This window comes from Ruegeria sp. L12, assembly GCF_056531745.1.
In genome coordinates, this window is sequence record NZ_JBQFMH010000017.1 from 24,635 (window position 1) to 36,799 (window position 12,165).

The 12,165-nt window shown below is 54.8% G+C and carries 9 protein-coding genes and 2 pseudogenes; 3 read left to right on the forward strand and 8 right to left on the reverse strand.

The window, feature by feature from the left end:
• Positions 1 to 248: 248 nt before the first annotated feature.
• The 5 genes and pseudogenes from ACR0K9_RS19040 to ACR0K9_RS19060 form a co-directional block, all read right to left on the reverse strand.
• A pseudogene (locus ACR0K9_RS19040) lies at positions 249 to 1,391 on the reverse strand (sulfatase-like hydrolase/transferase); the annotation flags it as partial.
• Positions 1,392 to 1,552: 161 nt separating this feature from the next.
• The gene (locus tag ACR0K9_RS19045; RefSeq protein WP_480536127.1) at positions 1,553 to 2,392 is read right to left on the reverse strand and encodes an EamA family transporter; all 840 of its coding nucleotides are present in this window, start codon (positions 2,390 to 2,392) and stop codon (positions 1,553 to 1,555) included.
• Positions 2,393 to 2,437: 45 nt separating this feature from the next.
• Entirely contained in the window at positions 2,438 to 3,241 is an 804-nt protein-coding gene (locus ACR0K9_RS19050; protein WP_480825533.1) for a helix-turn-helix domain-containing protein, read from the reverse strand.
• Between the two features lie 236 nt (positions 3,242 to 3,477).
• A complete protein-coding gene (locus ACR0K9_RS19055; protein ID WP_480825535.1) occupies positions 3,478 to 5,940 on the reverse strand; it encodes a GcvT family protein in 2,463 nt (820 codons plus the stop codon).
• 86 nt (positions 5,941 to 6,026) lie between these two features.
• The gene (locus tag ACR0K9_RS19060) at positions 6,027 to 6,782 is read right to left on the reverse strand and encodes a DeoR/GlpR family DNA-binding transcription regulator (protein ID WP_480825537.1); all 756 of its coding nucleotides are present in this window, start codon (positions 6,780 to 6,782) and stop codon (positions 6,027 to 6,029) included.
• A gap of 303 nt (positions 6,783 to 7,085) precedes the next feature.
• Between ACR0K9_RS19060 and ACR0K9_RS19065 the strand changes: the two are divergent.
• Positions 7,086 to 7,319: pseudogene (locus tag ACR0K9_RS19065) on the forward strand (transposase); the annotation flags it as partial.
• 364 nt (positions 7,320 to 7,683) lie between these two features.
• Here ACR0K9_RS19065 and ACR0K9_RS19070 read toward each other — a convergent pair.
• Complete coding sequence (locus tag ACR0K9_RS19070; protein ID WP_480825539.1) at positions 7,684 to 8,283, reverse strand: NUDIX hydrolase; 600 nt, start codon at positions 8,281 to 8,283, stop codon at positions 7,684 to 7,686.
• Positions 8,284 to 9,296: 1,013 nt separating this feature from the next.
• On the opposite strand from ACR0K9_RS19070, the gene ACR0K9_RS19075 reads away from it, so the two are divergent.
• Complete coding sequence (locus ACR0K9_RS19075; RefSeq protein ID WP_480825541.1) at positions 9,297 to 9,521, forward strand: hypothetical protein; 225 nt, start codon at positions 9,297 to 9,299, stop codon at positions 9,519 to 9,521.
• A gap of 119 nt (positions 9,522 to 9,640) precedes the next feature.
• On the opposite strand, the gene ACR0K9_RS19080 is transcribed toward ACR0K9_RS19075, so the two are convergent.
• Both ACR0K9_RS19080 and ACR0K9_RS19085 read right to left on the reverse strand, forming a co-directional pair.
• Positions 9,641 to 9,910 (reverse strand): LysR substrate-binding domain-containing protein, encoded by a 270-nt coding sequence (locus tag ACR0K9_RS19080; RefSeq protein WP_480825567.1) that lies wholly within the window; start codon positions 9,908 to 9,910, stop codon positions 9,641 to 9,643.
• Between the two features lie 93 nt (positions 9,911 to 10,003).
• Positions 10,004 to 11,155 carry a glutathione S-transferase N-terminal domain-containing protein gene (locus ACR0K9_RS19085; RefSeq protein ID WP_480825543.1) on the reverse strand — a complete coding sequence of 384 codons (1,152 nt, stop codon included), beginning with the start codon at positions 11,153 to 11,155 and terminating at the stop codon, positions 10,004 to 10,006.
• Between the two features lie 547 nt (positions 11,156 to 11,702).
• On the opposite strand from ACR0K9_RS19085, the gene ACR0K9_RS19090 reads away from it, so the two are divergent.
• On the forward strand, positions 11,703 to 12,062 hold the full coding sequence (locus ACR0K9_RS19090; RefSeq protein ID WP_480825545.1) for a winged helix-turn-helix transcriptional regulator: 360 nt from the start codon (positions 11,703 to 11,705) through the stop codon (positions 12,060 to 12,062).
• Positions 12,063 to 12,165 lie beyond the last annotated feature (103 nt).

The following is a 12,165-nucleotide window of genomic DNA, read 5'->3' on the forward strand; positions in this document are numbered from 1 at the left end:
TATACTTAGTAAGACCCGGTCTTAACGCCTCTAGGGCGCACAATCGTTTGAGCAAAGGTGGGATCGGCATTTTTCATGCGGTGTTGCAGCATCTTGCGGGCCAGATGAAGCAGCGTTGGTGTGATTTCAGTTTGCGTTGCGATAGACTCTGCTTCCCCACGCTCGCCCATGTCAAAGAGTACTTGCGGCAGCCTTGCCCCAAACTCGACCAGACGGTGTCTTTTTGATCGCAGAATGCCCAGATTGGCCTATCGCGAGATCAGACCCAACTCAGCCATCCATGGAGTCGGCTTTACCGGATTGCCAAAATCGAACTCGGAAAAGCTGTAATCCGCCCCTTCCGTTTCCGTATCGCCCAAAATGCCAAGCAAACTTCGCCCGTTCATCGAAGAGGGGGGCATCGAACCGACTCTTTCGAGAATGGTGACGGATATATCGATGGACTCCGTGAACCCGGAATGCACTCGACCGTGCATATCAGGACGCGCGGGATCGCGCACTATCAGGGGCACATGACAGGCAGCATCATGGAAGGCACCTTTTCCCCACAGCCCGTAGTCGCCCAACATCTCACCGTAATCTGCGGTAACGATCAGAACGGTATTGTCCCACTGGTTGGACGTCCTTAGCCAGTCCACCACGCGCCCAATATGATGATCGACTTCCGTTGCTAATGCCAGATAAGTTGCCCGCAGTTGGACGATGGTTTCCAGATCATTCATCAGATCGGGGAAGCCAACAACCATGCTTGATATCGGTTGCTTATCCTGTGCAGGGGCAAGAAACGGGTGCCAGTGCCGGTCTCCTAAGGGATCGCGGGTTGAACGTGGCGCAGGCATATCCCTTGGGTCATAAATCGTATTGTAAGGTGCAGATGCCACAAGCGGAGGGTGAGGCCGGATATAGGTCAGCGTGGCAAACCATCCCGGCTCAGCATCCTGCATTTTGGATAGAAACTGATCCGACAGAAACGCCGTATCGCTCAGGTCCGCCGGATACAAAGCCGGATCACCGACGTTCGGGCCGTTGGGGCGGTAGGTGTCGGGGTAGGGGGGCAGGTCAATGCCCTGCTGCGACAGATGCGAAAGCCAGGCTCCAACATCTGATTCCATGCGCCTTCTCACCGCCTCCTCAATGCCAGGAAGTAATTCCTCATAGCTTTGAAGCCTTGGGTCATCGGGGGGTAGACCCGTAGGATCGCGGGTCGTGTCGGTATAGCCGAACAAACGTGGATTGTACCCGACCTGTCGCATCGCACGCGCCAGGTTCGGGGTATCGTGCCGGAGCGGAGTGCCGTTTCGGACCGACCGGTGGTTGAAAGCATATTGCCCGGTGAACAGGGAAGCCCGGCTGGGTCCGCAAGGCACTGTGACGGCAAAGTGATTGGCAAAGCTGACGGCGTCTTCTTAAAGTCGCCGAAGGTTGGGCAATTGCGCTATTCGTCCGAGGCCATCCTGACCCAGAAGATCGAAACGGAACTGATCGATGACGATCAGCAAGACATTCGGGCGTGTTTCTGTGTTTTCTGTCTGCAAGTTTCCCCCCAATCCCTTCAACTTGCCATCGCCATCGCCACTATCCCAATCACCACGATGGTCGCAGCTAGAAGCCTGTTGGATTTTGGCCCTTCGCCGAACCACATGACACCAATTATCGACGCAAAGATAACGGAACTTTCTCTAAGCGCGGATACCATGCCCAACGGCGCGATTGTCTTTGCATAAAGTACTAATCCATAGGCCATGCCCGAGATGACACCGCCTGCGAGGCCTGCCCAGACATAACGTCGAGGCAGAGTCACCACGCGCTGCCACCGGGTTGTAAAGATGAATCCGGCCACAAAAATCTCGGCCACAAACAATGCCGCGATATACCCCAGCGTGTTCTCGGACAGCCGGACGCCAATACCGTCTACAAGCGAATAGGACGCAATCATCATGCCGGTGCCAAAAGCAGCCGCGATGGCTATCCAGTTCGTGTGTCTGCCCAATCCGGCAAGGGACAGGCACCCAATACCGAGAGAGATACAGGTAATGCCGATCCATGCCGCGGGTGGCAGAACTTCACCCGCGAACAAGATCGCGCCCATGGCAACCAACATCGGAGTCATACCGCGTGAGATTGGATAGACCACCGACAGGTCGCCATGTTTGTAAGCGGTGTTCAGAAACCAATAGTACCCCCAATGGATCAGGGTCGAGCCTATGATAAAGGGAAAGGCCGCCCATACCGGCAAGCCTGTGAATGGCAATACAAACATCGCTGGTATCGCATGGCCGAGCGAGACCAGCCCCAAAACGACGGCTTTGTCCGGCGCGCCTTTAACTACGGCATTCCATAGCGCGTGCAGAAAGGCTGCGGTCAAAACGATGAGAAACGCGTGGATTGTCATACGAACATGATGTCCCGAGGTAATGTGTTGAACACTAGCAGCGCATCAAGTTTCGAACCTTGAGGCGTTCATCCGGGCGCGTACGCATGCTGGAGTTTGCCCGAACCTTTGTTTGTACTTCCGCGACAGCGTGGCATTGGACCCAAACCCACAGGCCAAGGCAACCTCGGTAAGCGTCAGATTGGTGAACCTGACGATTGCCTGGGCCTTGTCCAACCGTTCTTCCAGGTAGTAGGTTTTTGGGGTAAGCCCTGTTGCTGCTACAAATTTCCTTTCAAGCTGGCGCACCGAAATCCCTACTTCCTCAGCAATGCTCGTAATCTGGAGGGGTTCTTCCAGATGATACCGAAACAGTTCTATAGCCTTGTCAACAACGATGTCGCCAGTAAAGCCATTGTCGACTCGGGCGATGTCGTGTGTGCAAGCGATACACCTGCCGAAATTCGGTCTGTAGCTTAGGAATTTCCGGTCTAACCGGGGTTGTTCCTGCGGAGTAAGGGTGTCGCTTGTAGTCTTGGACAGCAGGTTGAGTAGAGAGAACCTTGATCCTGCAGACCATATCGCTCCACGGGCGTGGCTATCGTTGGATGCGCGCGAGATATCTGGGAACTGTTCCTCCAACACGCTCAGTACTGGGGCTGTTGCGGCGACCGTCGAACCACTGAGAAGCCCGGTATGCGCCAGCGGGATCAAGGCCGCTTCAACCGCGCCCAGAACCCGACCTGCCCTGAGTTGTGCGCGTGCCACGCGGCCGAGGATATTCTGCAGATCAGGAGGAAGGACTGGTCCGCCGACCAGAAACAGATAGCCGCATCGCGCCGTGTGGTCATTGATGCGGGTGGTGCTCAAGTTTACTCCGCATTCGCTCTGCACGTCAGTGCCTGTCAGCGATAGGACTGAGACTCTGAATTGTATGTCAGCGACCAACTGGTTCGCCGCCTTCAGATAGGCCAGCCCCACCGAAAGCTGGTCTAAGGGCAGGCCGTCCCAACACAAAAAGCCAATCTCTGTAGCATGACCCGTGTCGGGTTCGATGACCGAACAGTGTTTCATTCCGGGTTACGTCAACTGCGTGTCATCAACGCCTAGCCGTCCGCTTTGGGCCGTTCGCTTTTTGCATCATAGGGAGTTCGGATATGCGCCGTTGCAGACAGTCGGCTTCCGGCAAGGTCGATCTCGAACCGACCCTTGGCAATGAAATCCGCCGTCACGCGTTCGGGTGCATCCAACTGACACAGGGCAACTGACGCGCCCAGCGTGTGACCGTAAGCGGCCGAGCGGACTTCGCCGATTTCGACGCCATCATACAGCACAGCCTCGCCGCCCCACAGCTGCGGCTCGTCATCGTCCAGTACCAGCTGAACGATACGGGTTTTCAGGTGATCGGGGTCCGCTTTTGCGGCCAGCAGTGCCTCTTTCCCGATGAAGCCGTCGGGTTTGTCATAGTCCACGGCAAAATTCAGACCAGCCTGGATCGGCGTGATGTCCGGGGTCAGCTCGCGGCTCCAGGCGCGGAAGCCTTTCTCGATCCGCAGGCCTTCCAGCGCATAGTAGCCAGCGTCTATCATACCGAACGCGGCCCCTTCGCGCATCAGGTCATCGTAGACGCCTGCCGAAAATTCGACTGGCACGATCAGTTCCCAGCCCAATTCGCCGACATAGGTCATGCGGTTGGCCAGAACCGTGGCATAGCCCAGATCAATTTCCTGAACGGTTGCAAATGGGAAGGCTGCGTTCGACAGGTCTGCTTTCGTCAGGTTCTTCAAAACATCGCGCGACTTTGGCCCCATCACCGACAGCACCGACCATGCAGCCGTGACATCCGTAAGGAAAACATGGGCATCTTCGCTGAAATTCTTGCGGATCCAATCTGCGTCGTGAATGGATTGGGCCGATCCTGTAATCAGCAGAAACTCTTGCGCTTTCAGTCGCAGAACCGTCAGGTCGGATTCATATCCCCCACGTTCATTCAGCAAGCCTGTGTACACTGTCTGACCCACGGGCACGTCAACATTTGCTGCGCAGATTCTGTTCAACTCGCTGCAAGCATCTCGTCCTTGCACCAGAAATTTCGAGAACGAGCTTTGGTCAAACAGCGTTACCGCTTCGCGAGTGGCCTTGTGTTCTTTACCAGCATTTCCATGCCAATTCTGACGACCGAAATTGTATTCAATCTCGGCTTTTTCATCGGCTTCGGCAAAATAGTTCACCCGCTCCCAGCCCATTTTCGACCCGAATACGGCGTTCTTCGCTGCCAGCCGGTCGTACAGGGCCGAGCGGCGGAAAGGACGAGCCGTGTCTAGTTCCCGGTTGGGCCAGGGCATCGCGTAGTGCAGGCCCAGCGTTTCCTTGACCCGGTCATGCAGCCAAGTCGTGTTGTTGTTGAAATTCGCAAACCGTCGGATATCCACTGCAAACAAGTCCGAGGTCGGAGCCCCTTCGACAATCCACTCAGCCAGCGCCCGCCCGGCGCCTCCAGCGCTGGCGATGCCCATGCTGTTGAAGCCAGCGCCGACAAAGAAATTCTTCAGCTCGGGCGCTTCACCCAAAAGATAATTGTTGTCGGGCGTAAAGCTTTCAGGTCCGTTATAGAATTGACGGACGCCTGTCTCGGCCATGCCGGGCACTCTGACTAGTGCGTTTTCCATGAGAATTTCAAATTGGTCCCAGTCATCCTCCAGAAGCTGGAAGAAGAAGTTGTCTGGTATGCCGTCCATACCCCAAGGTTTGGCGTCCGGCTCAAAGCCGCCCATTACCAGACCGCCTGTCTCTTCCTTGAAATAGATATAGCCATCTGGGTCGCGCAGAACGGGCAGGTCGGGCTTCACACCTGCGATCTGCTCGGTCACGATGTAGTAGTGTTCAGCAGAGTGCAGAGGCACATTGACGCCGCACATCTTGCCCAGTTGCCGGGCCCACTGTCCACCGCAGTTCACCACGATCTCGGCATTGATCGTGCCCTGATCGGTGACCACACCGGTGACAGTGCCATCTCTGGTCAGAATGTCAGTGACCTTGATTCCTTCGATCACCTTCGCGCCACCCATGCGCGCGCCTTTGGCCAGAGACTGGGTCAGATCAGTCGGGTTGGCTTTACCGTCGCCAGGCATCCACAGCCCGCCTTTGACGTCATCCACCTGCATCACTGGCCATTTGTCCTGCGCCTCCTGCGAGGTGACGACCTGGACTTCGACCCCCTGCGCCCGCGCAGCAGCAGCGGTGCGCATCAGCATGGTCATTCGGTCCTCAGTCCGTGCCACTGTGACCGATCCGCATTCCATCCAGCCGGTGGCAAGCCCGGTCTCGGCCTCAAGCTGTGAATACAGCTCGGTCGAATAGCGGATCAGGTTGGTCATCGCGGGCTGGCTACGCAGCTGACCGACCAAACCCGCGGCGTGCCATGTGGTGCCGCAGCTCAGCTGCCCCTGTTCCAGCAGCACAACATCTCGATGCCCCATCTTCGTCAGGTGATATGCAACCGAGCAGCCAACGATACCGCCCCCCACGATGACATATTGCGCGCTTTGCGGAAGTTGTATGTCGGCCATTGACTTGCTCCGTATAGAAGGGATCGGGATTGCGCCCACCTTATCTACACTTTGCAAAACTTGGCAATATTTTTCTTTTGTTGGCGTCAAACACTGACAACATCAACAGGTTGATCTCTAATCACTTCCAAAATGCCTTTGGGCAACTCGCCGTCAACCACCAGGGTTACATCCACAGGCAGTGGTTTCATCGCAACTTGCCCCACCACATCGAATTTGCTTCTGTCCGCCAATAGGTACGGGCGCTGCGACCGCTCTATCATCATGTGTCGCAGGTTTGCGCCTTCCAGCGAAAAATCGGTGAACAACGTCCGAGCACTAATCCCACCAACTCCGATCAGTGCAAATTCTGCATTGTATCGGGAAAGGTGGTCCAGCGTGTCCAAACCCATTGTAGCATTCTCCGAAAAATCTAACCGCCCGCCCAGCAAGGTGACCTCTTCTGCCGCTGGCGCAAGTACCGAAGCTATGGTTAAATCATTGGTATAAATTGCTAAATGTTGGCGATTGGTCGCCAGAGCTTGCGCTGCCGCGAGTGTTGTCGAGCCGCTGTCAATGATTACACTCGCTCCGTCTGGAATTATGCTGGCTATGTAATTGCCAATACGCTCTTTGCCTTCTCGATTGGTTTGAGTGCGGTCAACCATGGGGGGTTCGTGTGTACGCACACTCGTCGCTCCGCCGCGCACCTGGTTGAGCTTGTTTTCCTGCGCCAGTTGCTCGATATCCTTGCGTACAGTTTCCCGCGATACGCCAAGCCGTTCGGTCAATGCTCTGATTGAAACCGCAGGTTGACGCGAAACTTCTTCGAGGATTATTGCATGTCGTTCGGATGGTAGCATCGGTTGATCCTCAAGGCCAGGGATGCCCAACTTTGCCAAACTTCGCAAACATCGTCCAGTCCGGTTCAATACAGACGCGTGAATTACGGTGCCAGCTCAACGAAGCCAGTCGAGTTGCGGAAGGCCTGGCTGCCGCTCTGATTAACGGGTGTAGGCTGAACTAGGTTTGGAATGTACCCCCGACTACGGTCCAATACCCGTAAGCAAATTATGTTGAATGTCTGACTTCAGCGCCTACCGGACAGATTTAGGGGTTTGAGCAACGGAGGATATCTGGTTCATCGAAGCCTATATGGAGCGAAGATGAACAAGAAATCCGGAACATCAAAGGACGCCGCTGACAGGTTGGTCAGTGGCATCAAGCGCAAGACGCGCAAGCATTACTCTGCGGAAGAGAAGATCAGGATCGTCCTGGCCGGCTTGCGTGGTGAGGAGAGCATCACTGCATTTTGTCGCCGCGAGGGCATCGCCGAGAGCCTGTACTATTCCTGGTCGAAGGAGTTCCTGGAGGCAGGCAAGAACCGGCTGGCCGGGGAGCCAATACAACACAGACAAGAAGATCAAGGCTGCAGCTCAAAGCCTCGGTGATCGGTAACACGGGATTGGCCCAACTGGCCCGAAGTTGCATATTTGGGCGTTATGAAGAACACGACGTGAACACGCAGCTATAATGTGTAACTTTTGGGTCTGCGAGGCTTGAAAAGTGTCACATTAGGTAGAAATTGACCCATTTAAGACAACGTAATCTGTGACGTTTGCCGTTATTTGGCGCGGTATTTTCGTCGCTAGGCAAACGTCCGAATTGTTTGTGAGTACGAAGAGCCACCCGAATGACGCTCATACGAAGCTACTGATCATTGGTTGGTAAAAAATATATGGGTCCTTTCTGAGCGGGCCCAAGTCATCTATTGGGGTCTGCTTCGCTCAGTGCAGAATGACACCTCAAACTCCGAGAATCCGAACCGATACGTTCAAGCTCGGCCTTTGCCAAATAAAGGCACGCCACATGAAACGCTTGCTCCAAGAAGCCTGGCCTTTCTACGCTAGCAATGGGCATTTTCAGAACCGCGATCTCTTCGTTATCGTCTAGTTTCTGATCTGTGACATGGTGACAATCCAATGCGAGAAAACAATGAATCCGATTGTTATGATTGGACCAATTCGCGTATACGGCACCAAGTGGCACTAGAGACCGACAGTCGTATCCTGTTTCTTCAAGAAGTTCGCGGCGAGCTGCAATCTCTGGCAATTCGTCTGCTTGATCAACGACTCCGCCGGGGAGGCCGTCTACGACTTTCAGAGCTCCATGTCGGTATTCACGGACAAGTAAGACATCCCCTGTCGACTCCACAATTGGGAAAATACACACCCACTCGGCGTTTTCCAAAACATAGTAGGGCGAGATGACAGTTCCGTCGCTGGCAACACAGTGATCCGCTCGCAGCCTGTGCCAACGGTCTTCCGATACAATCTTGCTGCTCTCTACTGTCCAAGGTTGCATATCATTCTCCTGGGTACATAAAAACTTATGATGAGGGTAACGAAATTAGAGCAAGAGAACCGATCAAAAACACCAAGCCAAGTGCTTTCAGACCAATGTTCTTTTCGCCAAATAGGATTACTCCGGCTGGAAAGCGACCAAAAGGCTAATGCGTCTTAGTATTGAAAGTACCGACAATAGGGCATCCGGATCGGAGACAGACTGAAAGACTGGAAACTAGAATGCAGCAGGAGGATGAAAACTAAATCGAGCAGTTAACGGCCCTGTCGGTTGCGCCAACAACTGACAGGGCCAGAGATTCCCCAAAGCCATCCGGGGCAATTCTCGAGCATCAAGAGAAAACCGTAACGATGAAGAGAACAGCAAACCCCGATGCTGTTCCTAAAAAGGACAGCTATGCGGCGGCGTCAATCACATTGACTTCAGTAAATTTGCACACGCCTCGGCCAGCTTTGAAGCCTCTGGTGGGTTTCGAAGATTGCAGGGTGTCAATGTCGGTCAAAACGCTGGGCGGCTGTACCCCGTGTAATCCGTTTTATGTTAATTATGACAGTAATGCTGACCCTTTGAGAACTCTGAATACAGCTGTTCTACGCGTTGGTCCAACCGAAGGATGTCGGCCGGCAGCGCCCCACCAATGTCTGTCCCGGGAGAATGTGCGTGCCCGCCAGTCGTGTTGGGCTCTTTGCGGCCGTTTTCCGCAGGTTGCTTGAACGTCGGTTTTATTGTTCAAGAGCGAGAACTCTAGACCAGTCGAAAAAAGTCGCTCAGCCCACAATCGGCATTTACCACTTTCCGCAGCGAGGGAATTCTCTCTTCGCCCTGCAGACCGGCCAGGACAATCCGGATCTGTTCTTCAGAAGAGAAGTGTTTGCGTGTTTGGCTCTAAACGCCCCTGACTAACTTGCCAGCGGCATATTTCGATGTTCCGGAATTCTTGTTAATCAAAGCCCAAAACCTGTCCGACGAGCGATGACGTCAGACATCCAGGGCAACTATACGACGAGATCGAAATGAGCAATCTTGGCTTCACATTCAGGCGCGCGAAGAATGGCGATGTAGTTGTCGATCATCACGGTCGGCGCGCGACGACTCTTCGGGGCGACAAGGCGGAATGGTTTCTGCAAGACATGAATGGTCTGGATTTCGAGGGCCAGCAGCAGGAAATGGCCCGTGTCACCGGCAACTACAAACGGGGAAATGAACGCAAGGCGCGCAACCATCCCCGCAACCGCTAAGCCTGAAAAAAGATACTGGCCCGGCACCGCGCCGCCGTGTTTGGCGCCCCTCAGGTGATCGCATTAGGCGCTGGCCGCGTGCAGCCCTCGAAGCGCGATCAGATTTTGACTACGGTGAATTAGATATCCAATCCAGCCTCGACATCCCAAAACGGCCTGTCCCTCCCGGTCCGTTCGGCAAGGAAATCCACAAAGGCGCGCACTTTCATTGGCATATGACGGCGTTCAGGAAATACCGCATAAAGCGCCTGTTCCGGCATTGCGTATTCCGGCAAAACCCGGATCAAACGGCCAGCAGCCACATGGGAACCTGCCACAAATGTTGGCAGTCGTCCGATCCCAAGCCCGTCAAGCAAGGCAGTGCAAAGCGTTTCACTGTTGTTTACCAGAACCGTTGCCCGCCCCGTCGAGCAGCAGGGTAATCATCCGGTCAACGGCGTTCACTATCGAGCAGGCTTTTCCATTGCCCTTGCCTTCGAAATTCAAACCGGCGGGCGGTGCGGCCTACCTGTTCCGGTGTCGAGATAGGCTTTGAGGCTGTCGACAAAGAACCTGTCCCATCCTGCTTCGCAAACCTCGTAGCAATGCAGGCTTGGGGAAAGCCCCACATGTTCGAAACGAATTCGCGCGCCGTTTACTTCAGGTGAGATGTTCCAGATCGTCCGCGTGCCGAGCCATTCTGTCTCGATCTCTCTGGGCTTACCTTCATGCAGGTGCTGCGCCTCGACGCACTCCAACTCGACCATTTTACCGGGAACAAGTTTTTTTGCCTCGAAGGTCCAATACGACCGGCCAGGAGGGAAGGTGAACCTGACCCGGTCCCCCTCACTGCAGATCGGCTGATCAGGTGTAGTCCACCAGTGTTCGAACCCTTTCGTCAGTGCATCGAAGGCCTGATCTGGCTTAGCACCAACAATGAGGGACTTTTTGTAGTTTCGCATGGACGGTACTGTCTCCTGTTCTTTCCAATGCGGTGGCAACGTGTCCTCAATACCGGGAAACTCGCTCATCCGTGCCTTCCAGTCGGACACCCGAGGATAAAGGTCAGGCGGATAGCCGAAACCAAGCCGGTCCATTACCTTGTGGTGGTTCTCGACCGCCCGCTGGATGAGGCGGATTTCCGGAAACACGACCGCATCGGCCGCGCTCGGTGCACCACCTGCCAAGTAGGGGCCGTCTGTGAGCAGACTCTCAAGCCAGCGACATTCCGAATGCAGCTTCTCGCTGGCTTCGATCAGCGCCTTTTCTGCTTCGCTGCCCGGTTCCGGGTCGAGGCGTTGCAGCAGGACCGGCACCAGTACGGCGCGGTTGGCCTCGCGCACATAATCGCAGGCTTCCATGGTGATCTGCCAGATTCGCGCGGCCTCGTCCGGTGTTGCGCCAAAGAGTGGAGGCTCGGGATAACGCCGATCCAGCCAGGCAAGGGCGGCGATTGAATCACGGATGACGATGCCGTCGGTTTCCAGAACAGGCACCGTGCCGCGCGGATTGAGCGACAGGAAGGGTTCGGATTTGTGCTCTGCGGCCGAGGCTTGCAGCACGTGCTGTTCCCAAGGGATGCCTTTTAGAGCAAGTGCCACAAGCACCCGCCAGGGTCGTGGTGCGCCGCTGATCGTATGGATGGTCAATGTCATGATTCAGGTCCTAATCCTTAACTGCGAAAATGTTGCGAGTTCGGACGCCGCAAAGGCAATGACCCCGTCGGCATCTTCTGCGGATGGCAGGCGATTGAGTGCAGTCTATTTCTGCACGACAAAGTCTTTCATACCCGCATAGTCGAGGCCGATCTGTCCGCCCATCGTCTTGAATGTGTAGTCGATGGTGAGCGATTCCGACATCGCCTCGGACCGCACCCCGGGACACGAATACCCTCTCTCGAAAAATCGCTCGGCGACATGACGTCCGATGTGCCCATTCACGCCGAGTACGATGGCCGTCCTTCCATCCAGAAGCATGGTTCACCCTTCCCTGTTTCTGTTTGCCTAGCATCAATATGGCGCAAGACAACCATTTGAAAAGAAGGCAGTTTTTTCGTACTTAGTCAGGTTTTTACTACTATTGGCAACAAATTCTCGAACGCGCCTCAGGGCAACCCAACAAATTTCCATGCAAAAAGGTTTGATTTTTAAGGAAACCCAAAAAACAATGGTTGGTAGCAATCTAGTACTGTAGAGGCCCGTCATGAATGTCATGAAAAACGTCACGAACAAATCCGAGCCGTCGAACGAAGCTTTTGCCGAGCGCTGCCCCATGCCCGAAATCGCCCGCCTGATCGGCGGAAAATGGAAACTGATCATTCTTCAAGTGCTGATCTTTCAGGGAACAAAGCGCTTCGGCGAGCTCAAGCGGGACGTGGACGGGATTACGCAGACCATGCTGACCGGGCAGCTTCGGGCGCTGGAAGAAGACGGGCTGGTCACGCGGGAGGTGTTCCCGGAGGTTCCACCACGGGTCGAATACACGGCCACTGAGAAGGCAATGGCCCTGACCAAGATGTTTCACGCAATGCACGATTGGTGGATGCTGGAATGTAAGAAATAAAGACCGCCCAAACCAGACCCTCAGCGCAACCCCATATTCTGCGGTCGTAGCCCGAAATTCAGACATTCGCTGCTGGCACGAAAGGCAGGACCGCCTCAAGTTC

What these genes read in the sequence shown, in the direction of transcription:
- ACR0K9_RS19045 (WP_480536127.1), bottom strand. Translation starts at nt 2,392, where the DNA reads ATGACAATCCACGCGTTTCTCATCGTTTTGACCGCAGCCTTTCTGCAC.
- ACR0K9_RS19055 (WP_480825535.1), bottom strand. Translation starts at nt 5,940, where the DNA reads ATGGCCGACATACAACTTCCGCAAAGCGCGCAATATGTCATCGTGGGG.
- ACR0K9_RS19060 (WP_480825537.1), bottom strand. Translation starts at nt 6,782, where the DNA reads ATGCTACCATCCGAACGACATGCAATAATCCTCGAAGAAGTTTCGCGT.
- ACR0K9_RS19070 (WP_480825539.1), bottom strand. Translation starts at nt 8,283, where the DNA reads ATGCAACCTTGGACAGTAGAGAGCAGCAAGATTGTATCGGAAGACCGT.
- ACR0K9_RS19075 (WP_480825541.1), top strand. Translation starts at nt 9,297, where the DNA reads ATGAGCAATCTTGGCTTCACATTCAGGCGCGCGAAGAATGGCGATGTA.
- ACR0K9_RS19085 (WP_480825543.1), bottom strand. Translation starts at nt 11,155, where the DNA reads ATGACATTGACCATCCATACGATCAGCGGCGCACCACGACCCTGGCGG.
- ACR0K9_RS19090 (WP_480825545.1), top strand. Translation starts at nt 11,703, where the DNA reads ATGAATGTCATGAAAAACGTCACGAACAAATCCGAGCCGTCGAACGAA.